Below are 22,326 nucleotides of genomic sequence, written 5' to 3' on the forward strand. Positions count from 1 at the left end.
GCCATCACGTGATCAGGCTGTAACCGGTCGTTCGACCAACGCCAGTGCGAGATGCGGAAGTTCTGTGAGATCTGCCGCAGCCCCACTGAGCCAGTGCACCCGCGGGTCGCGCCTGAACCATGAATCCTGGCGGCGCGCGAAGCGTTTGGTGGCACGGACGGTCTCGGCCCGCGCCTCTTCGAGGGTGCATTCGCCGACGAGCGCGGCGAGCACCTGCTGGTAGCCGAGCGCGCGCGAGGCCGTACGCCCCTCGCGCAGCCCTTGCGCCTCCAGCGCGCGCACCTCGTCCACCAGTCCGGCGTCCCACATCCGGTCCACCCGCCGTGCGATGCGCTCGTCCAGCTCGGGGCGGGCCACGTCGACGCCGATCTGGACGGTGTCGTAGACCGAGTCGTGGCCGGGGAGGTTGGCGGTGAAGGGCCGGCCGGTGATCTCGATCACCTCGAGGGCCCGGACGATACGGCGCCCGTTGCTCGGCAGGATCGCCTGCGCGGCCTCGGGGTCGGCGGCGGCCAGGCGGGCGTGCAGCGCGCCGGAGCCGCGCAGTGCCAGTTCCTCCTCCAGCCGGGCCCTGACCTCGGGGTCGGTGCCGGGGAACTCCAGGTTGTCGACGGCGCCGCGGACGTACAGCCCCGAGCCGCCGACCAGGATCGGCCAGCGGCCCGCGGCGAGGAGCGCGTCGATGCGCTCGCGCGCGAGCCGCTGGTACTCGGCGACGGACGCCGTGACCGTCACGTCCCAGATGTCCAGGAGGTGGTGCGGGACCCCCTCGCGCTCGTCGGGCGTCAGCTTGGCGGTGCCGATGTCCATCCCTCGGTAGAGCTGCATGGAGTCGGCGTTGACGACCTCGCCGCCGAGCTGGCGGGCCAGAAAGACGCCCAGATCGGACTTTCCGGCCGCGGTGGGACCGACGACGGCGATGACTCTGGGGGCGGGAGGTGCACTGCTCACCGACCCAGTCTCGCAAACCTCGCGGGGTGGACTCGAACGAGTTACGTGACGGCACACCCGCGGGGTCGTTGCCTGTTGCGAGGTTTTCGCCGCCGGTTTCGTGGAGGCGGCGACCCGGGGGCGCAAACGGACGCACCGGACGACGCGGGATTTCGCCCGCACGAGTAACGTATGGAGTGGATATGGGCGTTTTCGCACGGATTTTTCGGCGGTCGAAGGCCGCGGAGGAGGCGTCAACCGCCGAGGCCCAGGCCGACACACCAACGGCCGAGCCCGCGGCGGAGGAGACGGCAGAGGCTGAGGCGTCGGTCGAAGTGAACGCCGAGGACGCGGACCGGTCGGCCCCGGCGGAGTCCGTCGAGGGCGAGAGCGACGACGGAGTCGAGATCCCGAAGCAGCAGTCCGCCGACGCGGCGGCCGACAGCGAGGCCGGTGAGGGCGCCCGCACATAGCTGCCCCGCGCGGGAAGGTGAACGATGGGTCTTCTGGAGAATTTGAAAGCCAAACTCGCCCCGGCCAAGGGCAAGGTCTCCGACTTCGCACAGCGGCACGAGGACAAGGTCCAGCACGGCCTGGACAGGGCCGCCAAGGCCGTCGACGAGCGGACCAAGGGCAAGTACAGCGACAAGATCCAGACGGGCACGGGCAAGGCCAAGGGCGCCATGGACCGAATCGCGCACAAGGGCGACGGCACGGCCACCGGCGACAGCGCGCCGCCGTCGGACTCACCCCCGCCGACCACCTGAAACGGCATTTCGACGGACGGCCGCGGAGCTTGCCGGCTCCCCGGCCGTCCGCCGTTTCCCGCGGCCTACGACCACGTCCGGCCTACGACCAGGTCGCGACCAGGTACCCCACGCCGTACGGCGCGTCCTCGTACAGCAGCGCGCCCGACAGGCCCGCCTCCTCGGCGGCACCCGCGAGGACCTGCCAGGGCGCCCGCCCCGAGGCCTTCAGCTCGTACGCGAGCTCGGTGTCCAGCGTCCTGAGCGCGGCCAGGTCCGCCTGGTCCAGCGCACGCGCGATGGACGCGTCGAAGGGTGCCGCCCGCTCGTCGAGGTAGCCGGGTGCCTTGAGCGTGCGGCAGGCGCTGGCGTCGCCCATCACCAGCAGCGCCACCCGCTCGGCCCGGGCGGCGACATCCCTTCCGATCTCAATACACCGCTCGGGCGTCAGGGGTTCCCCCACCACGAGTCCCTCGATCGGGGCGTCCGACCAACCGGTCCGCTCCAGCAGCCACGCGGCCACGGCGAGCGAGGACGGAAGCCTGCGTTCCAACGGCCCGGGGGCGTCCTTGTCGCCCCCGGGCCGTCCCAGCCGTACGTCGATGTCCACGCCGAAACCCCGGAACGACCCCCGCGCCCCCTCGGCGTACGCCCCGTGCTCGCCTTCCGCGCCGGGCCCGACGACGACGAGCAGGTCCGGCCGGGCCGCCGCGAGCAGGCCGAGCGCGTCGGTGCAGGCGGCACGCGCGGGGTCCAGCTCGGGTGCGGCGCCCGCGGCGACCGCGGGCACGAGCAGCGGGGGGCAGGGGCAGGCTGCGGCGGCGACAAGCATGATCCGCAGCCTACGGCCCCGTGCTCCGCACTCACGCCGCGAGGCAGTGGCGCGACTGGTGGGTACCCAGGAGTGCCTTCGCCTGCCGCAGTCCGCGTGTCCGGTCAGTCGACGGCGCAGCCGCCCGTGACCACCGGCAGCGGCTCGGGGACGCCGATCTTCGGCAGGCCCAGCATCACGCCCGCCGGCTTGGCCTGCTCGGCGGTGTTCCGCTTCTCCCAGGCGTCGCCCGCGCGGGTGCGGCGTACGCCCAGGACGGGTCCCTCGGCGAGGAGGTGGTGCGGGGCGGCGTAGGTGATCTCGACGGTGACCACGTCGCCGGGGCGGACCTCCTGGTCCGGCTTGGTGAAGTGGACCAGCCGGTTGTCGGGGGCGCGGCCGGACAGACGGTGGGTGGCGTCGTCCTTGCGGCCCTCGCCCTCGGCGACCATCAGCTCCAGGGTGCGGCCGACCTGCTTCTTGTTCTCCTCCCAGGAGATCTCCTCCTGGAGGGCGACAAGGCGCTCGTAGCGCGCCTGGACGACCTTCTTGGGGATCTGGTTCTCCATGATGGCTGCCGGGGTCCCGGGGCGCTTGGAGTACTGGAAGGTGAAGGCCTGCGCGAAGCGTGCCTCGCGCACGACGTGCAGGGTCTGCTCGAAGTCCTCCTCGGTCTCGCCGGGGAAGCCCACGATGATGTCGGTGGTGATCGCGGCGTGCGGGATGGCGGCGCGGACCTTCTCGATGATCCCCAGGTAGCGCTCCTGGCGGTAGGAGCGGCGCATCGCCTTCAGGACCGTGTCCGAGCCGGACTGCAGCGGCATGTGGAGCTGCGGCATCACGTTCGGCGTCTCGGCCATCGCCGCGATCACGTCGTCCGTGAAGTCGCGCGGGTGCGGGGAGGTGAAGCGGACCCGCTCCAGGCCGTCGATGTTCCCGCAGGCCCGCAGCAGCTTGCTGAACGCCTCGCGGTCGCCGATGTCGGAGCCGTAGGCGTTGACGTTCTGGCCGAGCAGCGTGATCTCGCTGACGCCCTCGGCGACCAGGGCCTCGATCTCGGCGAGGATGTCGCCGGTGCGGCGGTCCTTCTCCTTGCCGCGCAGCGCCGGGACGATGCAGAAGGTGCAGGTGTTGTTGCAGCCGACGGAGATCGACACCCAGGCCGCGTAGGCGCTCTCGCGCCGTGTCGGCAGGGTGGACGGGAACGCCTCCAGCGACTCGGCGATCTCGACCTGCGCCGCCTCCTGCACGCGCGCGCGTTCCAGCAGGACGGGCAGCTTGCCGATGTTGTGCGTGCCGAAGACGACGTCCACCCAGGGCGCCCGCTTCACGATGGTGTCGCGGTCCTTCTGCGCCAGGCAGCCGCCGACCGCGATCTGCATGCCGGGGCGTCCGGCCTTCTTGGGGGCGAGGTGGCCGAGGTTGCCGTACAGCTTGTTGTCGGCGTTCTCGCGGACCGCGCAGGTGTTGAAGACGACGACGTCCGCGTCGCCGTCCGACCCCTCGGGCGCGCGCACGTAACCGGCGTCTTCGAGCAGCCCGGACAATCGCTCGGAATCGTGGACGTTCATCTGGCACCCGTAGGTGCGTACCTCATACGTGAGATGTCCGCGGGCTTCCACTGCCGGGCTCCGGTCACTGCTGCTGGTCATGCGTTCCAGGGTATGTGCTTCGCGGAGGGCCCTTGTCCCCGTGCTCCCGCGCGGGGTCCCGACGAGGACGTCGTGATCGCCCACCGTAAGCTCCGTTCACCTGTCGGGCAGTTGAAAGGAAGCGTCGGATGTCCAGCGAACTGTTCTCCCCGGTTCGGCTCCGGTCCGGGCAGGTGCTGGGCAACCGGATCGCGAAGGCCTCCATGGAGGGCGGGATGGCCGGTGCCGGCCAGCTGCCGGACCGGCGGGTGCTGTCGCTGTACCGGCGCTGGGGCGCCGGGGGCGCCGGGCTGCTGATCACCGGCAACGTCATGGTGCACGCCGAGGCCCTCACCGTCCCCGGCGGCCTGGTACTCGACGAGGCGGCGCCGCTGGAGCCGTACGCCGAGTGGGCCGAGGCCGGCAAGGCGGGCGGCGCGGCGATGTGGATGCAGATCAACCACCCCGGCCGGCAGGTCCTGGCCGGCATGCCGGGTGTGGTGTGGGGGCCGTCGGCCGTGGGAGTCGAGCTGGGCCGGCACAGCAAGCGGTTCGGCCGCCCCGTCGCCATGACTTCGGAGCAGATCGAGGCCACGGTGGCGCGGTTCCGTACGACGGCGGTGCGGGCCGAACGCGCCGGGTTCGACGGGGTGCAGATCCATGCCGCGCACGGCTATCTGCTGTCGCAGTTCCTGTCCCCGCTGGTCAACACGCGCACCGACGCGTGGGGCGGCTCGCTGGAGAACCGGGCTCGGTTCCTGCTGGACGTCGTGCGCGAGGTCCGCGCCGCGGTGGCGCCCTCGTTCGCGGTCGCGGTGAAGCTCAACTCGGCCGACTTCCAGCGCGGCGGGTTCGACGTCGACGACGCGCGCCGCGTGATCGCGATGCTCGACCCGCTCGGCGTCGACCTGGTGGAGCTGTCGGGCGGCAACTACGAGAGCCCGGCGATGTCGGGACACGCGACCGACGGGGACCACACGGCGACGTCGGGACACACAGCCGACACGGACCGCACGGCGACATCGAGGCACACAGCCGACACGGACCGCACGGCGACATCGAGGCACACAGCCGACACAGACCGCACGGCGACATCGAGGCACACAGCCGACACAGACCGCACGGCGACATCGAGGCACACAGCCGACACAGACCGCACGGCGACATCAAGGCACACAGCCGACACAGACCGCACGGCGACATCGAGGCACACAGCCGACACAGACCGCACGGCGACATCAAGGCACACAGCCGACACAGACCGCACGGCGACGTCGGGCCGCGCCACCGACGCCCGTACTCGGGCCCGCGAGGCCTACTTCCTCGACCTCGCCGCCGATCTGGTCGCCACCAGCCCGCTCCCGCTGATGCTGACCGGCGGGATCACCCGGCGGGAGACCGCCGAGGAGGTACTCGCCGGCGGAGTCTCCCTGGTCGGCATGGGCACCGCCCTCGCGGCCACTCCGGACCTCCCCGCGCGCTGGCGCGAAGGCCGGGAGGCGGACGGCAGGCTGCGGTCGGTGACCTGGTCGGACAAGGCCCTCGCCTCGGCGGCCACCATGGCACTGGTCCGGCACCAGATGCGCCGCGTCGCCCGCGGACTCCGGCCCGCGCTCGGCACCCGCCCGGCCCACGCACTCGTGACCGACCAACTGCAGCAGCACCGGGCGCTGCGCCGCTACCGCTCCTGGCTGCCCACGACGGCCGCAGCGCGCACGGGGGCGGCGAACCGGAACGCGTGACGCCTGCCGGCTCCCGGAGCCCCGCCCCTTCCGTATCCCGCTCCTCGCCCGCTACCGCGCGGCTCCGGCCTCGCTCTCCTGCTCCTGTATGCGCCGGGTGACCTCGCCCAGTCCCTCGGCGACGGCCGCGAGCTGTCCCGGCGTGAGGACGTCGATGAGCAGCCTGCGGACCAGCGCGACATGGTCCGGCGCCGCCTGCTCCAGCATTTCCCTGCCCGCGTCGGTGAGGACGGCGTAGACCGCGCGCACATCGCTCGCGCAGGAGCGCCGGGCCACCAGCCCGGCCTTCTCGAGCTGGGTGATCTGGTACGTCAGGCCGCTCTTGGAGTTGAGCAGGGCGCTGGCGAGTTCGCTCATGCGCAGCTCGCGGTCCTTGGCGGCGTTGAGGCGCACGAGGATCTCGTACTGGAGGTGCGTGATCCCCGCGTCCTCCTTGAGCTGCTGATCCAGGCGGCGGTTAATGAGCGCTCCGGCGGCCACGAAGGCGTACCAGGCGCGCAGCTCGTCCTCATTCAGCCACTGCGGTTCGGCCATACGTCCAGGTTAGCGCGGTCGTTCAAATTCGAACTTGAGCCACCTGCAGCCGCTCGATGTGACCGGCGCAACACCACATCGGGATGTTCAAAATTTGAAGCTTCGGGCTATCGTCGTCGCATCGAGGTTCAAATTTGAACCTGCCGGCTATATCCCGCCCTCGAAGGAGTACTCATGGACGCCGCCCCTTCCACAGGCCACGCAGCATCCTCCGGCGCTTCGGTGCGCACCCGCGTAACCATCCCGCTGCGCTTCGCCGACGGTTACGAGGTCGCCGCCGAGGCCGTCACGTTCCACGGCCTGGCCGACGGCGAGGAGCATGTCGCCCTGGTCCTCGGCGATCCCACGGCGGCGCCCGCACCGCTGGTGCGGCTGCACTCCGAGTGCCTGACCGGGGACGTGTTCGGCTCGGCGCGCTGCGACTGCGGTCCGCAGCTGCGCGAGGCAGTGGAGCGCATCGCGGCCACCGGCGGCGTCCTGCTGTATCTCCGCCAGGAGGGCCGCGGCATCGGCCTGTACAACAAGCTGGACGCCTACGCCCTCCAGGACGCCGGCCTCGACACCTACCAGGCCAACACCGCGCTGGGCCTGCCCGAGGACGGCCGGGACTACACCGCCGCCGCCCAGATGCTCACCGCCCTCGGCATCGGCGACCTGGACCTGCTGACCAACAACCCGGACAAGGCCGGGCAGTTGCGCGAGCTGGGCGTCGCCGTGCGCTTCGTCCGGCCGACCGGCGTCTTCGCCACCGACAGCAACCTCCGCTATCTGCACGCCAAGGCGCAGCACACCCACCACACCATCACGCTGCCCGAACCGGCCGGCCTCGCCGCGCTGGCCGGGTGACCCGCCCCAGCGGCACTCCCACGCCTCCCCCGGAGCACTCCATGCCTTCCTCCCACGCCCGCGTCGCCACCGACGCCGCCCCGCGCTACGCCAAGCAGCTCGCCTCCCACTTCGGCCGGAAGATCCCCGTCGAGGAGAGGCCGGACGGCGGTCGGCGCCTCACCTTCCAGACCACCGACGTCGTCCTCGAACCCCAGGACGACCACCTGCTGATCCGGGTCACCGCACCCGACACGTCCTCGCTCACCGCCATCCAGGACGTCGTGGGCAGCCACCTCGAACGCTTCGGCCGGCGCAACGAACTCAGCGTCACCTGGGGCGAGCCCACGGAGGGCTGACCCCCGCACCGCGTACGACACGCACGACCTGCGGCCCGCACCGCACGCACGACCGCATCGCACCGCACGACCGCACCGCACGACCACACCGCACGAACGACCCGAGCTCAGGCGCCCCAGAGAAAGGCACCGTCATGAAGGCCGTCACCATCACCGACTTCGGCGCCGAGCCGCTCCTCACCGACCTGCCCATGCCGGAGCCGGGGCCGGGCGAGCTGCTGGTCCGGCTGCACGCCGCCGCGCTCAACCCCTTCGACTGGAAGGTCGTCGACGGAGCTCTCAAGGGCGCGGTCGAGCACGGCTTCCCGCTCGTCCTGGGCTCCGACGGCGCCGGCGTGGTCGAGCGCATCGGGCCCGGGGTGATCCACTTCCGGCCCGGCGACACCGTCTACGGCCAGTTCATGAACCTCCCGTACGGCCGCGGCTCCTACGCCGAGTACGTCCTGGCCGCCGAGAACGGGACCGTCGCCCGTATGCCCGACGACCTGCCGTTTCCGGTCGCCGCGGCCCTGCCCACCGCCAGCGTCACCGCCTACCAGGCCATCGAGGCCGCCCGCCTCGACACCGGGCACGTGATCCTGATCAACGGCGCGTCCGGCGGCGTGGGCCAGTCGGCGATCCAGTTCGCGGCGCTCCAGGGCGCCAGGGTGCTGGCCACGGCCACCGGCGACATCGCCGGCCACCTTCGCGATCTCGGCGCCGACGAGACCATCGACTTCACCGCCGTACCCACCGCCGAGCAGGTCCTGGCCGCCCACCCCGAGGGCATCGACTCCGTCCTGGACCTGGTCACCCAGCCCGGCGGCGACATCGACGCCCTGGCGGGTCTGCTCAAGCCCGGCGGCACCCTGGTGAGCACCAACCGGGCCGTCGACCCCGACGCCCTGGCCGCCCGCGAGATCCACGGCGTCAACCTCGTCAACGACCCCAGCCGCAAGGAACTGGAGTCCCTCGCCGCCCTCGCCGACGCGGGGAAGCTCCGCATCACGATCGACGCCGAGGTCCCCCTGGCCGACGCCCCGGCCGCCGTGGCCCGCGCCCGCGCCGGGGGCTCCCGCGGCAAGACGGTCATCCTGCTCTGACGCCCTGGCCCACCGCGCTGCGACGCCCCGGCCGCTCAGGCCCCTTCGGCCGCCCACCCCTGGCGGCGCAGCACAGCCGACACGTCCGGTGCCTCGTAGTGCTCGCCCTTGAGGACCTTGCCGTCGGCCCGGCGGGCGACCTGGCCGTCGGGGCCCAGCTTGCTCATGTTGGAGCGGTGGATCTCGGCCAGTACGGCGTCGAGGTCGATGCCGTGCACCAGAGCCGTGCCGTAGGCGACGTAGACGACGTCCGCCAGCTCGTGCGCGAGCTTGTCGAGCGGGCCGGTGACGGACACCTCGGCGACCTCCGCGGCCTCCTCGGCGAGCAGCTCCCCGCGGTGCGCGGCGATCTCCGGGGAGACCGCCGTCGGCGTACTGCGGGCGTCGAGCCCGAAGGCGAGGTGGAATTCACGGACCAGATCGGCGGGAGAGGAACTCATGCGGCGACTGTAGCGGCCGGGACCGGCAGTCCGACCGCGGACGGCTCCGGTTCCGCCCACCCCCCTCGCTGTGACCTCGGCCCTGGTCAGCACCGCCTTCCGGCTGGCAGGATCGCCGCCATGTCCAAGGCACTCACCCGCATCGGCAGGCGCCGCGCCCTTCAGGGCGGGGTCGCCGGCTTCGTGGCCCTCGGGCTGCTGCTGTGGTGGCTGTGGCCCCTGGGCGAGGAGCCGCCGAGCGGGACGATCACGTTCAGCACCGGCACGCGCGCGGGTGTGTATCACGAGTACGGCGAGCTCCTGCGCAACGAGCTGGCCAAGGACATGCCGCAGCTCAAGGTGCGGCTGCTGCCGAGCGCCGGGTCGCAGGAGAACGTGGAGCGCGTCGCGAACGGCCAGGCCGACTTCACCATCGCCGCGGCCGACGCGGTGGACACCTTCAAGAGCGGCGGCAAGCCCGTCACCGACCGGCTGCGCGGTGTCGCCCGCCTGTACGACGACTACGTACAGCTCGTCGTCCCGCCGGACTCGGACATCCGCTCCGTCGCGGACCTCAAGGGCAAGCGGGTGGCCATAGGGCTGCCCAACTCCGGCGTACGGCTGATCGCCACCCGTGTGCTGGAGGCCGCCGGCATCGACCCGGAGAAGGACATCACGCCCAGGGCGGACGGCATCGACACCGGGCCCAAGCGACTGGGGCACGAGCTCGACGCCTTCTTCTGGTCGGGCGGCGTGCCGACGGACGGGCTGGCGAAGATCGCCGAGAACTCCGCGTTCCGGTTCGTGCCGATCGACGCCGATCTGGTCGCCAAGGTGCACGCCCGGGGCGACGCGGCCCACTACTACCGCGCGACCAACATGCCGGAGTCGGCCTACCCCACCGTCCAGAACGGCGACACGGTGGCCACGATCGCCGTCTCCAACCTGCTGGTCACCCGCAAGGACACGGACCCCCGCCTCACCGAGTGGCTCACCCGCACGGTGATCAAGAGCCGCGACGGCATCGGCGCCCACGTCCACTCCGCCCAGCTCGTCGACCTGCGCACGGCGATCTACACCGCCCCGCTGGCCCTGCACGACGGCGCCAGGCGCTACTACCGCTCGGTCAAGCCGTAGGAACCCTCGCCGGCCCCGCTACGCCGTGGGCGCCGACCTGGGCACGGTCACCGTCACCCGCAGTCCGTGCGGCTCATGATGGCCGTACTCCATCGAGCCTCCGCCCGCCGCGAGCAGCGCACGGGAGATCGACAGGCCCAGGCCCGAGCCCTTGACGTTCTGGTGGCGGCCGCTGCGCCAGAAGCGGTCGCCGATGCGGGCGAGCTCCTCGTCGGTGAGGCCGGGGCCGTTGTCGGTCACCTCGATGGTGGACGCGGTGCCGTTGAAGGCGACGGTGACCTCGACGCTCTGGTCCTTCGGAGTGAACTTGACCGCGTTGTCGATCACCGCGTCCAGCGCGCTGGAGAGCGCCACCGGATCGGCCCAGGCGGTGGTCGGCGGGCAGGTACCCACCAGCCGGACGCCCTTGGCCTCGGCGGTCGGCGCCCAGGCGGCGACACGCTCGGCGGCGAGCGCGCCGACGTCGGTGAGCCGGAGGTCGGCGGCGGTGTGCTCGGCCAGGGCGAGGTCGAGCAGATCGTCCAGGACCTGCGCCAGGCGCTTGCCCTCCGCCTGCACCGACGCGATCTCCTCGTTGCCCTCGGGCAGCTCGAAGGCGAGCAGTTCGATGCGCAGCAGCAGCGCCGCGAGCGGATTGCGCAGCTGGTGCGAGGCGTCGGCGACGAAGGCGCGCTGCTGCTCCAGCACGTCCTCGACGTTGTCCGCCATCTCGTTGAACGACCGGGCCAGCCGCCGCAGCTCCGGCGGACCACTGGCCACCGCGACCCGTGACTTCAGCCGGCCGCTCGCGATTTCATGCGTGGTGACGTCCAGTACGCGCACCGGCCTGAGCACCCAGCCGGTCAGCCTGAGGGCGGCCCCGACGGCCACCAGCATCGCGGCCGTCAGACCGGCGCCGATGATCAGCCAGCCGTGCAGGATCCGCGAGCGCATCTGCCCGGTCGGCGAGTCCGTGACGACGACCGCGACGACGTCACCGTCCCGGATCACCGGCGAGGCGACCACGAGACGGCCCCGCTGCCAGGGCCACACCTGCTCGGGGTCGTGGCTGCGCCGGCTGAGCAGGGACTCCTCGAAGGCGTCGCGCACCTCGCCGGTCTCGGGCAGGAACCAGGTCGTCGGCCCGTTGGCCAGCGGTGTGTCGTTGGGCAGGAAGACGCCGGCCCGGATGCCGTAGACGTCGTAGTAGCTCTCCAGCTCCCGGCTGAGGATGCGCAGCTCGTCACGGGAGCCGGTGGTCGGGTCGGCGGCGGGCCGGGCGATGGCCGCGAAGTACGCCGTGTCGTCGATCCGGTCGACGACGACGTTCTGCTGCTGGGCCGAGGCCAGGCTGACGCCGAGCGGGATGCCGAGCGCGAGCAGCACGGCCGCCATCAGGACGATCAGCAGCGGGAGGAGGCGAGTGCGCACCCTTGCCCGCTACGAGCCCGGGGCGACGAGCCGGTACCCGACGCCGCGTACGGTCTCGATCAGCGCCGGCATCCGCAGCTTGGCGCGCAGGGACGCCACATGCACCTCGAGGGTGCGCCCGGTCCCCTCCCAGCTCGTGCGCCACACCTCGCTGATGATCTGCTCCCTGCGGAAGACCACCCCGGGGCGCTGGGCCAGCAGGGCGAGGAGGTCGAACTCCTTGCGGGTGAGCTGGACGACCGAACCGTCGACGCTGACCTGCCGGGTGGGCAGCTCGATGTGCACGGCGCCCAGGCGCAGCACGCCGTCGCCGTTCGCGCCGGGGTCCTCGGGCGCGGTGCGCCGGCTGACGGCGTGAATCCGGGCGAGCAGTTCTCCGGTGTCGTACGGCTTGACCACGTAGTCGTCTGCCCCGAGGTTGAGGCCATGGATGCGGGAGCGGACGTCGGAGCGCGCGGTGACCATGATCACCGGGGTGCTGGTGCGCTTGCGGATCTTGCCGCAGACCTCGTAACCGTCCTGGTCGGGCAGGCCGAGGTCGAGAAGGACGACGCCGAAGCCGTTGCCCTCCGGGACGAGCGCCTGCAGAGCCTCCTCGCCGCTACGCGCGTGCGTGACGTCGAAACCATGCCGTGCCAGGACCGCGGACAGCGCGGCTGCGACATGGTTGTCGTCCTCGACGAGGAGCAGTCTCATCCCGGCCTCCCTCAGTTCACCGGCCGTACAATTCGGACAGATACCCAATGCGTGTGCACACGCGCGTGCACCATGGAAGTCACGCTGATGGACGAGGACGCCGTCAAGAGGGTTCCGGTTGCGGGTTGCTTCCGTTATCCAGCCGGTACGCTCCCAGCTCACAAGTGCTACGACACGTGTCCGATTGCTATCGGATCGTGATGCTCAGATTCCCCTCAGAACTGATGACGCAGGTCGGATACGGTTATTACTGTCCTCCGAAACCGAGGAGGACGGAGCCTGAGAGCGATGACCGAAGTATCGGTGGCCAAGGAAGATGTGGCCGCGTCCGGCGACCTGGTCGTCCTGAAGAACGTCAACAAGCATTTCGGCGCGTTGCACGTGCTGCAGGACATCGACCTGACGATCGCCCGCGGTGAGGTCGTCGTGGTCATCGGACCCTCCGGGTCCGGGAAGTCCACCCTGTGCCGCACCATCAACCGCCTCGAGACGATCGACTCCGGCGCGATCGCCATCGACGGCAAGCCGTTGCCCGCGGAAGGCAAGGAGCTGGCCCGGCTGCGCGCCGACGTCGGGATGGTCTTCCAGTCCTTCAACCTCTTCGCGCACAAGACCGTGCTCGAGAACGTGATGCTGGGCCAGATCAAGGTCCGTAAGACGGACAAGAAGAAGGCCGAGGAGAAGGCACGCGCCCTGCTGGACCGGGTGGGTGTGGGTTCCCAGGCGGACAAGTACCCCGCCCAGCTCTCCGGCGGCCAGCAGCAGCGTGTGGCCATCGCCCGGGCGCTGGCCATGGACCCCAAGGTCATGCTCTTCGACGAGCCGACGTCGGCTCTCGACCCGGAGATGATCAACGAGGTCCTGGAGGTCATGCAGCAGCTCGCCCGCGACGGCATGACCATGATCGTCGTCACCCATGAGATGGGCTTCGCCCGTTCGGCCGCGAACCGGGTGGTCTTCATGGCGGACGGCAAGATCGTCGAAGAGGCTGTGCCGGACCAGTTCTTCAGCAACCCGCGCAGCGACCGCGCAAAGGACTTCCTGTCCAAGATCCTGCACCACTGAGGGACAGATCCTGCACCACTGAGGGACTGTGTTCCCGCACCACTGACGGACTGCGTCTCGCAGCCGACGACCTGCGTCACCCGCCGCCGCTCCTGACGGCATGCATCTCGTCTCCACACAAAGGATGTTCACCATGAAGCTCCGCAAGGTCTCCGCGGCGGCCGCCGCTGCAATCGTCCTCTCCATCACCGCCACCGCCTGCGGCGGCGACGGCGACAGCGACAGCGGGTCGGGCTCCGGTGGCGGCGACAAGATCAAGATTGGCATTAAGTACGACCAGCCGGGTCTGGGCCTGAAGGAGCCGGACGGTTCCTTCTCCGGGTTCGACGTGGATGTGGCCACGTATGTGGCGAAGGAGCTCGGCTACGACGCCGACCAGATCGAGTTCGTCGAGACCAAGACCCCCGACCGCGAGAACGCGCTGAAGCGCGGTGACGTGAAGTTCATCGCGGCCACGTACTCGATCAACGACGAGCGTAAGAAGTCGGTCGACTTCGCCGGCCCCTACCTGCTGGCCCACCAGGACCTGCTGATCAAGACCGACTCGGACATCACCGAGGCCACCGACCTCAACGGCAAGAAGCTGTGCTCGGTGACCGGCTCCACCTCGGCGCAGAACGTCAAGAACGACTTCGCACCGAAGGCCAACCTGACGGAGAGGAGCGGCTACTCGGAGTGCGTCTCCGCTCTGCAGAGCGGTGCCGTGGACGCTCTGACGACGGACGACTCGATCCTCGCCGGCTACGCCTCGCAGGAGCAGTACAAGGGCAAGTTCAAGCTCGCCGGCCTGAAACTGAGCAACGAGAACTACGGCATCGGTGTGCAGAAGGGCGACACCGAGACTCTCAACAAGATCAACGCCGCCCTGGAGAAGATGGTCCAGGAGAAGGCCTGGGACAAGGCGGTCGCCGACAACTTCGGTCCGGCCAACTACAAGAACGAGCCCGCGCCGAAGATCGGCGTCATCGTCAAGTAGCGCAAGGATCCACCGGCGCGCCGCCGTCCACCGCGATCAGGGCGGCGGCGCGCCGCGCTATCCACATACGCCACCCACCCGGAAGCGCGGGAGATCGTGTTCGACTTTCTTTCTGACTATGACAACCCGACCCTGTTGGGTGCCTTCTGGATGACGGTGAAACTCACCTTGCTCTCCGGTATCGGCTCCCTGGTCTGGGGCACCCTCCTGGCCGCGATGCGGGTCAGCCCGGTCCCGCTCATGCGCGGCTTCGGCACGGCCTATGTGAACATCGTCCGGAACATCCCTCTGACGGTCATCATCATCTTCACGTCGCTCGGTCTCGCCGACATCTTCGGCGTGACAATGGGCGCCACCGACTTCAAGGTCCAGGGCTTCCGCCTGGCGATCCTCGGTTTCGTCGCCTACACCGCGGCCTTCGTCTGCGAAGCGATTCGTTCCGGCATCAACACCGTGCCGATGGGGCAGGCCGAGGCGGCCCGTGCCATCGGGCTGACCTTCAGCCAAACCTTGCGGCTGATCATCCTGCCGCAGGCCTTCCGCTCGGTCATCGGCCCGCTGGCCAACGTGTTGATCGCCCTGACCAAGAACACCACCGTGGCGGCCGCGATCGGTGTGGCCGAGGCCGCCGCCCTGATGAAGACAATGATCGAGAACGAGGCTCAGACGCTGCTCATCGGCGCAGTCTTCGCCTTCGGTTTCGTGGTACTGACCCTGCCCACCGGCCTCTTCCTCGGCTGGCTGAGCAAGCGAATGGCGGTGAAGCGATGAGCTCCGTTCTCTACGACGAACCGGGCCCCCGCGCCAAGCGGCGCAATGTGGTCATCTCGGTGGTCTTCTTCGTCCTGCTCGCCCTGCTCGCGTGGTTCGTCTGGGACACCATGGACGGAAAGGGGCAGCTTGAGTGGGCTCTCTGGAAGCCGTTCACAGAGTCGAACGCCTGGACGACGTACCTGTTGCCGGGGCTCGGCGACACGCTGCTGGCCGCAGCGCTGGCCATGGTGATCGCCCTTCCGCTGGGCGCGGTCTTCGGCATCGCGCGCCTCTCCGACCACGTGTGGGTGCGGATTCCGGCCGCCTGGGTGGTCGAGTTCTTCCGGGCGATCCCGGTCCTGCTGCTGATGCTGTTCGCCAACGAGTTCTACGACCGTTGGACGAATGTCAGTAGTGAACAGCGGCCCCTCTACGCGGTCGTCACCGGCCTGGTGCTCTACAACGCGTCCGTCCTCGCCGAGGTCGTGCGAGCCGGCATCCTCGCCCTGCCCAAGGGGCAGACGGAGGCCGCAAAGGCGATCGGCCTGCGCAAGGGCCAGACGATGAACAGCATCTTGCTGCCGCAGGCGGTCACGGCGATGCTGCCGGCCATCGTCAGCCAGCTCGTGGTCATCGTGAAGGACACGGCGCTGGGCGGCGTGATGATCGGGTTCACGGAACTACTCAACTCGCGCAGCACCTTGGCAGCCGCCTACGCCAACGTCGTCCCAAGCTTCATCGTGGTGGCGGTCATCTACATCGTGCTGAACTTCATCCTCACCAGCTTCGCGAGCTGGCTGGAGAAGCGGCTGCGGCGCAGCAAGAGGAGCACGGGGGCCGTGCTCAGCGCCGAGGACATGGAGGAGCTGAACCCGGCGGCGACGGGTGGCAGCTACGGGACCGGTGCTGCGGTCTGACCACTGGTCACATCGCTTTGGCTGGGAGGGCAGTGGCATGATCGCCACTGCCCTCCGTCACTTGACGCAAGCACCGGCAATGGGTTGCATACGTTCTGTGATCGTGCACCCTGCTCCAACTTTCTGTTCACTCGCGTTCCTGGGAACACCGCTGCGGGCAGGGGGCGCCGCGCCATGGACCCGGTGATCATCGTCGGAGCGGGGCCCGTCGGGCTCACGCTCGCCCTGGCCCTGGCCCGTCAGGACGTGCCGTGCGTCGTCCTCGACGAGGGACCCGGCAAGGACGAACCCCGTCTCGCACGCACCGTCGTCCTGCGCGAGGACACCACCGCGCTCATGGAACGCCTGACCGGTGTGCCGCTCGGCGAGATCGGCACCCACTGGGCCGGATGGCGGTCCATGCGGCGCAAGCAGGTGATGCGCGAGGTCACCTTCGACGACGCCGACGAAGCGCCCGAGAACCTCACCAACCCCGCCCCCCTGCACATCGCCCAGCACGTCCTGACCAGCGCCCTGCGCACGGCCCTCGCCGGCGAACCGCTCGTCAAGGTCGCCGTGGACAGCCGCCTCGACGCCATCGAGCAGGAGTCCTCGGGCGTCACCGTCCACACGCGCGGTCCGAAGGGCACCTGGTGGCGCGGCAGCTACGCCATCGGCTGCGACGGCCCTCGCTCCACCGTGCGCAAGCTCATGGACATCCGCTTCCCGGGCCGTACGGCGGTGGAGCGACACGCCGTGGCCGCGCTTCGCGTGGAACTTCCGTGGGAAGGTCAGGCGTTGCTCCATCGGATGCCGCCGTGGCGGACGTCCGGGCCCTCGGGCGGAGAGGTCACCGGACGGCCGCTCCCGGAGGGGGTGTGGCGTCTGGACTGGCTGCTGCCCCCCGGCAAGGACCTGGTCACGCCGGAGCTGCTGGTGACCCACGTCCGCGAGACGCTCGCCGGCTGGTCCGACGGGCCGACACCGCCGTACGAACTCCTCGACACCGGGGTGCACACGGTGCACCACCGCCTGGCGCGCCGCTGGCGCGTGGGCCGCGTCTTCATCGCCGGGGACGCGGCGCACTGCCTCGGCACGCTCGGCACCCACGGGCTCGACGAGGGGTTGCGGGACGCCGACAACCTCGCCTGGAAGCTGGCGTCGGCCTGGCATCACCGGCCGCACGAGGGGCTGCTCGACAGTTACCAGGCCGAGCGGCGCGCGGTCGTCGCCGCCCGGCTGCGCGCCGCCGACCAGGCGCTGCCGCTGCTGCGCGCGGGCGGAGGGCTGCGCTCGTACGTCCCCGGCTCCGCCCGGGGCCATGACGCACTGCTGATGGACGGGCACCTGGGGCAGGGAGCGATCGGTGCGCCGGGGACGTACGCCGACTCGCCGCTCGCGCCCGGCCGGCTGGAGGGCGAGGTTCCCGTGGACACGCCGCGTGGGGCACCGGTGATCGATGTGCGGGTCACAGCGGAGGACGGCTCCTTCGTACGGCTGCGGGACCGGCTTGGGCGCGGCGCGCTGCTGGTGCTGCTGATCGCGCCGGGAACCGGAGTGTGGGACCGCAAGCACTGGGCGACCGCCGGGGTCATGCCCCGACTGGCCGCCGCGGTGACGGCGCTGCCGTATCCGGCCGAGTTGCTGGTCGCCGAGAGCTATCCGGGTGCGGCCGCCCACTCGGTCCTGCTGGTGCGGCCCGACGGTCATCTGGTGACGGCGTTGAGCGGAGTACGGCCGGCCGATCTGTACTCGGCGGCCGAGGCCGTGCTGGGCGGGCCGGTCAAGGCTGCGGAAGAGGCGGGGGCGAGGGCGGCGGCCGGATCGCGCTGACGCCGCCCGTCGGCCGCTGCCCCGCCGCGCGGCGCGCGCCGTATGCCGCACGCCGTATGCCGCACGCCGTACGCCGTACGCCGTACGCCGCCGGATGTGGTGCGTATTTGATCATCGGGTGCTCACGTCCGAAACCGGTTCTCGCCTGGAATTGGCACTCACCGTCACTGTGTGGTCCGCGTAGTGACAGTGAGTTGACCGCTCCGCACCGGCATGGTGTACTCCGGATCGTGACCGACACCTGTGTGCGCCTGTGGCGGAGGGTCCATATGGACCTCGTCCGCTATGCGGGCTGCGTGTGTCGCCCGTCCTGCTGAACTCGCATCCCCCTTCTGCCGCGCGCCTCGCCCTTCGCCGGTGTTCTCGCGCGCTCTTCGCGAACTCTCTTCAGGACGGTGCCCGTGTCTGTCCCCCCTGCCGCCGTACCCTCGTCCGAGCCGGTCGCCACGCCGAACTCCGCTCCGACGCAGGCGGACCTCCTCGACTTCGTACGGCGCACGGCCGCCGACACCGAACTCGTCGCCTCGCTCCCGCTCGATCCCGAGGGCCGTACCTGGGTACGCCTCGAAGGCCCGGGCGGCAGCGAGGCCTGGCTGATCGGCTGGCCGCCCGGCACGGGCACCGGCTGGCACGACCACGCCGAGTCCGTCGGGGCCTTCGTGACCGCGGCCGGCGAGCTCAGGGAGCACTCCCTCGCCGTCCGGCTGCCCGCCGACGGCTGGAAGACGCTGGAACTGACGGACGACGTGGACCGTTCACGCCGTCTCCCGGCCGGCAAGGGCCGCTGCTTCGGCCGCCACCATGTGCACGAGGTCCTCAACGAGTCGACCGACCTGCATGCGATCTCCGTCCACGCCTACTACCCCCCGCTGCCGCAGATCCGCCGCTTCAGCCGCAGCGGACCGATCCTGCGCCTGGAGCAGGTGGAGCGTCCGGAGGACTGGCAGTGAGCGGGGCGGGGAACGAAGCTGTGGTGCGTGATGTGGACGAACGGCCGGTCGGCATAGACGAGTTGCTGGAGCGGGTGCGCGCGGGCTACGAGCGGATCGCGCCCCGGGCGGCGTACGAGGCCGCCCGGGGCGGCGAGGCTCTGCTGGTCGACATCCGGTACTCCGCCCTGCGCGAGCGGGACGGCCTGATCCCCGGCGCCCTCGTCGTCGAGCGCAACGAACTGGAGTGGCGGCTCGATCCACAGGGCAGCCATCGCGCCCCCGAGGCGACGAGCCACGACCTGCGGGTCGTGGTGGTCTGCAACGAGGGGTACGCATCGAGCCTGGCGGCCGAGTCGCTACGGCGGCTGGGGCTGCACCGGGCCACGGATCTGGTCGGCGGGTTCCAGGCGTGGCGGGCGGAGGGATTGCCGGTGACGCTCGGGGTGGAGGCGGAAGCCCAGGGACAGAGGCACAGGCACAGGGACGCTCCGAGGGCACGCTCAGAGGTCAGTGAAGTGGGGCGTACTCAACGATCTGAGATCTGACGACCTCCCCCTATGCCGAACCCGGGCCCCGGACGCGATGGGCGCCCCCGCGCGTCCACCGTGTCCGGGCCGGAACCCTGCGATCGCTCGGTCGTCGTCGGCCCAGCTGTATGGCCGCCCCAGCGCATGCCCGGCATCGTGGGCCCTGAAGGTCTGAGCCGAGCCCTCCGCCCACTCCGGACCCCACTACCAACCGGCTCAGAAAACCGCTCAGTACCCCTCGTCCCCGAGGAACTCCGTGTCCTCGCCCTCTTCCTCCAGTGCCTGCCGGACCACTCTCAGGGCCATGCCCTCGGGGTAGCCCTTGCGGGCGAGCATGCCCGCGAGGCGGCGCAGGCGCTTGTCGCGGTCGAGGCCGCGCGTGGAGCGGAGCTTGCGGGCGACGAGTTCGCGTGCGGTCGCCTCCTCCTGCTCGGAGTCGAGTTGGGCGACGGCCGCGTCGATCAGTGTGGAGTCGACGCCCTTGGTGCGCAGTTCCCGGGCGAGGGCGCGTCGGGCCAGCCCTCGGCCGTGGTGCCGGGACTCCACCCAGGCGTCCGCGAACGCGCTGTCGTTGATGAGCCCGACCTCCTCGAACCTCGACAGCACCTCCTCGGCGGCGTCGTCCGGGATCTCCCGCTTGCGCAGGGCGTCCGCGAGTTGCTTACGGGTGCGCGGGGTCCCGGTGAGCAGGCGCAGACAGATCGCCCGCGCCTGCTCCACCGGGTCCGCTGGGGGCGTCCTCTCCTCGGCCCTCGACGAGGAAGAGGCGCCTCCGTCCTCACCGGACGGCTCTGTACGGCCACGCCGTCGGCGCCCGCGTGAGCCGTCCGGGCCTCGAGCCCCACCAGCCCGACCACGACGCGAACCGCCGCCCAGGGCACCGGCGCCGTATGCCGACTCGCCCTCAGGCCACGCTCCGGCGTCGTTCCCCCAGTCCGTGTCATGGGCCGTGTCCCCTCCATGGGCGTGACCGCCCGTCCCGGAGGAGCCCTTGTCGCCCCACTCCCGTGGGGCGTCGGGGTGGGTGGCGTACTTGGCCCAGTCCGTTCGCCGCGCCTTTGAATCAGACACAGTACGGATCAGCTCTTGGCGGTCGCGGCCTTGGTCTTGGCCGCCTTGGCCGCAGCCGGCGCGGGCACCGCCTTCGCGGCACCGTCCGGGGTGGCGGTGACCGCGGCGTCCGCGCCCGGTTCGGCGGCGGGCTCCTCCGGCCGTACGCCGACGCCCAGCTTCTCCTTGATCTTCTTCTCGATCTCGTTGGCCAGGTCGGGGTTGTCCTTGAGGAAGTTGCGCGCGTTCTCCTTGCCCTGGCCGAGTTGGTCGCCCTCGTACGTGTACCAGGCGCCGGCCTTGCGGACGAAGCCGTGCTCCACGCCCATGTCGATCAGGCCGCCCTCACGGCTGATGCCCTGGCCGTAGAGGATGTCGAACTCGGCCTGCTTGAAGGGCGGCGCGACCTTGTTCTTGACGACCTTGCAGCGGGTGCGGTTGCCGACCGCCTCCGTGCCGTCCTTCAGGGTCTCGATGCGGCGGATGTCGATACGCACCGAGGCGTAGAACTTCAGCGCCCGGCCACCGGTCGTGGTCTCCGGCGAGCCGAACATCACGCCGATCTTCTCGCGGAGCTGGTTGATGAAGATCGCGGTGGTCTTGGACTGGTTGAGCGCGCTGGTGATCTTCCGCAGGGCCTGGCTCATCAGACGGGCCTGCAGACCGACGTGGCTGTCGCCCATCTCGCCCTCGATCTCCGCGCGCGGGACGAGCGCGGCGACGGAGTCGATGACGATGAGGTCGAGGGCGCCGGAGCGGACCAGCATGTCCACGATCTCCAGGGCCTGCTCGCCGTTGTCCGGCTGGGAGAGGATCAGGTTGTCGATGTCGACGCCGAGCTTCTTCGCGTACTCGGGGTCGAGGGCGTGCTCCGCGTCCACGAAGGCGACCTGGCCGCCGGCCTTCTGGGCGTTGGCCACCGCGTGCAGGGTCAGGGTCGTCTTACCCGAGGACTCGGGGCCGTAGATCTCGACGACGCGGCCGCGCGGCAGGCCGCCGACGCCAAGGGCGACGTCGAGCGCGGTCGACCCGGTCGGGATGACCTCGATGGGCTCCTTCGACCGCTCGCCCATGCGCATGACCGCGCCTTTGCCGAATTGCCGTTCAATCTGTGCGAGCGCGGCGTCGAGGGCCTTCTCGCGGTCGGTTCCTGCCATGGGTTCCACCCGATTTGCTTGAGTCGATCGCTTCACGTCAAAGACGCTAACGCCTGCCACTGACAATGCGCCCCGACGCCCGTCCGGCCTGTGGATAACTGGGGCACTTCTCCATCGAAACCATGGCGAAATGCCTACCGAGCGCCTCGCCGGCACCTCCATCAGAATGGATGTTCGATTTTCGTGTCAAGCGCACCACGCGACACCAGCGGCTTCTGACCGCGCCGCGGTGGCCCGGGGCCTGTCGGCCCCGGATACGGTCCGCGATGGGCACGTGAATTGCCTACGCCTATGCTGCGGCAGCGGCTCCCACTCGCTCCAACAGCGGCTGGAGTGCCCCGGGGCACGCGGTAGCCGGTCGGCACTGTGCCGGGTTCCAGGAGCGCCTGCTCGGGTGGGTCGACGTCGCGCGCTCCGCAAAGGATCACGTTCTCGGTCCTGAGTCCTTCACCCTGAGTCCGTCGCCGAGGCGCGACCGCGTCGGGGCGCTGTCCGGCGACGACCGGCTGGGTCGCCGGAGCCACCGCGCACCGGCTCAGCGCGGTGACCGGTGTCCCGCCGTCACGGAAGATCTGCTCGTACTGCTGCTTACTGCTGCTCCATCGCCCGGAGCGCGGGCTCGGGCGCTCCGACCACGACCGGGGCGGCCTTGAGACGGGATGCCAGTTCGGCGGCGGTCATCCACGAGCCCTGCACCGCGCGGTCGTTGTGATCACCGGCGCGAGCGGCGAAGTGCGGCACGTTGACCGTATGCCCGGGATCGCCTCGCAAATGGGGCGCGGTACGTGGTCGTACAACTGCGTGCGCGCCGCGCC

24 protein-coding genes and 1 pseudogene are annotated in these 22,326 nt (G+C 70.5%); 15 read left to right on the forward strand and 10 right to left on the reverse strand.

Annotated features, from left to right (window positions below):
* Positions 1–12 precede the first annotated feature (12 nt).
* Complete coding sequence (gene miaA, locus IM697_RS34185; protein WP_194039954.1) at positions 13–951, reverse strand: tRNA (adenosine(37)-N6)-dimethylallyltransferase MiaA; 939 nt, start codon at positions 949–951, stop codon at positions 13–15.
* 182 nt (positions 952–1,133) lie between these two features.
* Here miaA and IM697_RS34190 point away from each other — a divergent pair, with 182 nt between their 5' ends.
* Positions 1,134–1,403 (forward strand): hypothetical protein, encoded by a 270-nt coding sequence (locus tag IM697_RS34190; RefSeq protein WP_194039955.1) that lies wholly within the window; start codon positions 1,134–1,136, stop codon positions 1,401–1,403.
* A 24-nt stretch (positions 1,404–1,427) separates the two neighbouring features.
* Positions 1,428–1,697 carry an antitoxin gene (locus IM697_RS34195; RefSeq protein ID WP_194039956.1) on the forward strand — a complete coding sequence of 90 codons (270 nt, stop codon included), beginning with the start codon at positions 1,428–1,430 and terminating at the stop codon, positions 1,695–1,697.
* A gap of 82 nt (positions 1,698–1,779) precedes the next feature.
* On the opposite strand, the gene IM697_RS34200 is transcribed toward IM697_RS34195, so the two are convergent.
* Together IM697_RS34200 and miaB are read right to left on the reverse strand one after the other, a co-directional pair.
* Positions 1,780–2,508, reverse strand: coding sequence for a class III extradiol dioxygenase subunit B-like domain-containing protein (locus IM697_RS34200; RefSeq protein ID WP_194039957.1), 729 nt, complete (start codon positions 2,506–2,508; stop codon positions 1,780–1,782).
* 104 nt (positions 2,509–2,612) lie between these two features.
* Positions 2,613–4,139, reverse strand: coding sequence for a tRNA (N6-isopentenyl adenosine(37)-C2)-methylthiotransferase MiaB (gene miaB, locus IM697_RS34205; protein WP_194039958.1), 1,527 nt, complete (start codon positions 4,137–4,139; stop codon positions 2,613–2,615).
* 128 nt (positions 4,140–4,267) lie between these two features.
* On the opposite strand from miaB, the gene IM697_RS45175 reads away from it, so the two are divergent.
* Complete coding sequence (locus tag IM697_RS45175) at positions 4,268–5,860, forward strand: oxidoreductase (protein ID WP_228044287.1); 1,593 nt, start codon at positions 4,268–4,270, stop codon at positions 5,858–5,860.
* A gap of 51 nt (positions 5,861–5,911) precedes the next feature.
* Here IM697_RS45175 and IM697_RS34220 read toward each other — a convergent pair whose 3' ends face one another.
* The gene (locus tag IM697_RS34220) at positions 5,912–6,394 is read right to left on the reverse strand and encodes a MarR family winged helix-turn-helix transcriptional regulator (RefSeq protein WP_194039959.1); all 483 of its coding nucleotides are present in this window, start codon (positions 6,392–6,394) and stop codon (positions 5,912–5,914) included.
* Positions 6,395–6,568: 174 nt separating this feature from the next.
* On the opposite strand from IM697_RS34220, the gene IM697_RS34225 reads away from it, so the two are divergent.
* From IM697_RS34225 to IM697_RS34235, 3 genes are all read left to right on the forward strand, one after another.
* Positions 6,569–7,240 (forward strand): GTP cyclohydrolase II, encoded by a 672-nt coding sequence (locus IM697_RS34225; RefSeq protein ID WP_194039960.1) that lies wholly within the window; start codon positions 6,569–6,571, stop codon positions 7,238–7,240.
* Positions 7,241–7,281: 41 nt separating this feature from the next.
* Positions 7,282–7,578 (forward strand): DUF2218 domain-containing protein, encoded by a 297-nt coding sequence (locus tag IM697_RS34230; RefSeq protein WP_194039961.1) that lies wholly within the window; start codon positions 7,282–7,284, stop codon positions 7,576–7,578.
* A gap of 134 nt (positions 7,579–7,712) precedes the next feature.
* Positions 7,713–8,660, forward strand: a complete 948-nt coding sequence (locus tag IM697_RS34235) for an NADP-dependent oxidoreductase (RefSeq protein WP_194039962.1) — start codon at positions 7,713–7,715, stop codon at positions 8,658–8,660.
* Positions 8,661–8,695: 35 nt separating this feature from the next.
* On the opposite strand, the gene IM697_RS34240 is transcribed toward IM697_RS34235, so the two are convergent.
* On the reverse strand, positions 8,696–9,100 hold the full coding sequence (locus tag IM697_RS34240; RefSeq protein WP_194039963.1) for a pyrophosphohydrolase domain-containing protein: 405 nt from the start codon (positions 9,098–9,100) through the stop codon (positions 8,696–8,698).
* Positions 9,101–9,220: 120 nt separating this feature from the next.
* Here IM697_RS34240 and IM697_RS34245 point away from each other — a divergent pair, with 120 nt between their 5' ends.
* The gene (locus IM697_RS34245) at positions 9,221–10,216 is read left to right on the forward strand and encodes a TAXI family TRAP transporter solute-binding subunit (protein ID WP_194039964.1); all 996 of its coding nucleotides are present in this window, start codon (positions 9,221–9,223) and stop codon (positions 10,214–10,216) included.
* 18 nt (positions 10,217–10,234) lie between these two features.
* Here IM697_RS34245 and IM697_RS34250 read toward each other — a convergent pair whose 3' ends face one another.
* Together IM697_RS34250 and IM697_RS34255 are read right to left on the reverse strand one after the other, a co-directional pair.
* A complete protein-coding gene (locus IM697_RS34250; RefSeq protein ID WP_194039965.1) occupies positions 10,235–11,626 on the reverse strand; it encodes a sensor histidine kinase in 1,392 nt (463 codons plus the stop codon).
* A 9-nt stretch (positions 11,627–11,635) separates the two neighbouring features.
* Complete coding sequence (locus IM697_RS34255; protein WP_194039966.1) at positions 11,636–12,322, reverse strand: response regulator transcription factor; 687 nt, start codon at positions 12,320–12,322, stop codon at positions 11,636–11,638.
* A gap of 288 nt (positions 12,323–12,610) precedes the next feature.
* On the opposite strand from IM697_RS34255, the gene IM697_RS34260 reads away from it, so the two are divergent.
* From IM697_RS34260 to IM697_RS34290, 8 genes and pseudogenes are all read left to right on the forward strand, one after another.
* On the forward strand, positions 12,611–13,387 hold the full coding sequence (locus IM697_RS34260; protein ID WP_194039967.1) for an amino acid ABC transporter ATP-binding protein: 777 nt from the start codon (positions 12,611–12,613) through the stop codon (positions 13,385–13,387).
* A gap of 133 nt (positions 13,388–13,520) precedes the next feature.
* Positions 13,521–14,363 (forward strand): glutamate ABC transporter substrate-binding protein, encoded by an 843-nt coding sequence (locus IM697_RS34265; protein ID WP_194039968.1) that lies wholly within the window; start codon positions 13,521–13,523, stop codon positions 14,361–14,363.
* A 96-nt stretch (positions 14,364–14,459) separates the two neighbouring features.
* Entirely contained in the window at positions 14,460–15,134 is a 675-nt protein-coding gene (locus IM697_RS34270; protein ID WP_194039969.1) for an amino acid ABC transporter permease, read from the forward strand.
* The gene (locus tag IM697_RS34275) at positions 15,131–16,033 is read left to right on the forward strand and encodes an amino acid ABC transporter permease (protein WP_194039970.1); all 903 of its coding nucleotides are present in this window, start codon (positions 15,131–15,133) and stop codon (positions 16,031–16,033) included. Before IM697_RS34270 ends, IM697_RS34275 begins: the two co-directional genes overlap by 4 nt.
* Positions 16,034–16,207: 174 nt before the next feature.
* Complete coding sequence (locus tag IM697_RS34280; protein ID WP_194039971.1) at positions 16,208–17,845, forward strand: FAD-dependent monooxygenase; 1,638 nt, start codon at positions 16,208–16,210, stop codon at positions 17,843–17,845.
* A 269-nt stretch (positions 17,846–18,114) separates the two neighbouring features.
* Positions 18,115–18,162 (forward strand): hypothetical protein, encoded by a 48-nt coding sequence (locus tag IM697_RS45785; RefSeq protein ID WP_309506048.1) that lies wholly within the window; start codon positions 18,115–18,117, stop codon positions 18,160–18,162.
* A gap of 84 nt (positions 18,163–18,246) precedes the next feature.
* Positions 18,247–18,795, forward strand: coding sequence for a cupin domain-containing protein (locus IM697_RS34285; protein ID WP_194039972.1), 549 nt, complete (start codon positions 18,247–18,249; stop codon positions 18,793–18,795).
* Positions 18,792–19,214 (forward strand): annotated as a pseudogene (locus IM697_RS34290) (rhodanese-like domain-containing protein); the annotation flags it as partial. The gene IM697_RS34285 and the pseudogene IM697_RS34290, both read left to right, overlap by 4 nt.
* A gap of 318 nt (positions 19,215–19,532) precedes the next feature.
* On the opposite strand, the gene recX reads toward IM697_RS34290, so the two are convergent.
* The 3 genes from recX to IM697_RS34305 all read right to left on the reverse strand — a co-directional run bounded on the left by recX (position 19,533) and on the right by IM697_RS34305 (position 22,252).
* Positions 19,533–20,375, reverse strand: a complete 843-nt coding sequence (gene recX, locus IM697_RS34295) for a recombination regulator RecX (RefSeq protein WP_194039973.1) — start codon at positions 20,373–20,375, stop codon at positions 19,533–19,535.
* An 8-nt stretch (positions 20,376–20,383) separates the two neighbouring features.
* A complete protein-coding gene (recA, locus tag IM697_RS34300) occupies positions 20,384–21,511 on the reverse strand; it encodes a recombinase RecA (RefSeq protein ID WP_194039974.1) in 1,128 nt (375 codons plus the stop codon).
* 588 nt (positions 21,512–22,099) lie between these two features.
* Entirely contained in the window at positions 22,100–22,252 is a 153-nt protein-coding gene (locus IM697_RS34305; protein WP_194039975.1) for a hypothetical protein, read from the reverse strand.
* Between the last annotated feature and the right edge of the window lie 74 nt (positions 22,253–22,326).

The organism is Streptomyces ferrugineus, from assembly GCF_015160855.1.
Lineage (GTDB): Bacteria > Actinomycetota > Actinomycetes > Streptomycetales > Streptomycetaceae > Streptomyces > Streptomyces ferrugineus.

What these genes read in the sequence shown, in the direction of transcription:
- IM697_RS34275 (WP_194039970.1), top strand. Translation starts at nt 15,131, where the DNA reads ATGAGCTCCGTTCTCTACGACGAACCGGGCCCCCGCGCCAAGCGGCGC.
- IM697_RS34240 (WP_194039963.1), bottom strand. Translation starts at nt 9,100, where the DNA reads ATGAGTTCCTCTCCCGCCGATCTGGTCCGTGAATTCCACCTCGCCTTC.
- IM697_RS34190 (WP_194039955.1), top strand. Translation starts at nt 1,134, where the DNA reads ATGGGCGTTTTCGCACGGATTTTTCGGCGGTCGAAGGCCGCGGAGGAG.
- miaB (WP_194039958.1), bottom strand. Translation starts at nt 4,139, where the DNA reads ATGACCAGCAGCAGTGACCGGAGCCCGGCAGTGGAAGCCCGCGGACAT.
- IM697_RS34230 (WP_194039961.1), top strand. Translation starts at nt 7,282, where the DNA reads ATGCCTTCCTCCCACGCCCGCGTCGCCACCGACGCCGCCCCGCGCTAC.
- IM697_RS34280 (WP_194039971.1), top strand. Translation starts at nt 16,208, where the DNA reads ATGGACCCGGTGATCATCGTCGGAGCGGGGCCCGTCGGGCTCACGCTC.
- IM697_RS34200 (WP_194039957.1), bottom strand. Translation starts at nt 2,508, where the DNA reads ATGCTTGTCGCCGCCGCAGCCTGCCCCTGCCCCCCGCTGCTCGTGCCC.
- IM697_RS34265 (WP_194039968.1), top strand. Translation starts at nt 13,521, where the DNA reads ATGAAGCTCCGCAAGGTCTCCGCGGCGGCCGCCGCTGCAATCGTCCTC.
- IM697_RS34195 (WP_194039956.1), top strand. Translation starts at nt 1,428, where the DNA reads ATGGGTCTTCTGGAGAATTTGAAAGCCAAACTCGCCCCGGCCAAGGGC.
- IM697_RS34245 (WP_194039964.1), top strand. Translation starts at nt 9,221, where the DNA reads ATGTCCAAGGCACTCACCCGCATCGGCAGGCGCCGCGCCCTTCAGGGC.
- IM697_RS45175 (WP_228044287.1), top strand. Translation starts at nt 4,268, where the DNA reads ATGTCCAGCGAACTGTTCTCCCCGGTTCGGCTCCGGTCCGGGCAGGTG.
- IM697_RS34220 (WP_194039959.1), bottom strand. Translation starts at nt 6,394, where the DNA reads ATGGCCGAACCGCAGTGGCTGAATGAGGACGAGCTGCGCGCCTGGTAC.
- IM697_RS34225 (WP_194039960.1), top strand. Translation starts at nt 6,569, where the DNA reads ATGGACGCCGCCCCTTCCACAGGCCACGCAGCATCCTCCGGCGCTTCG.
- IM697_RS34260 (WP_194039967.1), top strand. Translation starts at nt 12,611, where the DNA reads ATGACCGAAGTATCGGTGGCCAAGGAAGATGTGGCCGCGTCCGGCGAC.
- IM697_RS34235 (WP_194039962.1), top strand. Translation starts at nt 7,713, where the DNA reads ATGAAGGCCGTCACCATCACCGACTTCGGCGCCGAGCCGCTCCTCACC.
- recA (WP_194039974.1), bottom strand. Translation starts at nt 21,511, where the DNA reads ATGGCAGGAACCGACCGCGAGAAGGCCCTCGACGCCGCGCTCGCACAG.
- IM697_RS34255 (WP_194039966.1), bottom strand. Translation starts at nt 12,322, where the DNA reads ATGAGACTGCTCCTCGTCGAGGACGACAACCATGTCGCAGCCGCGCTG.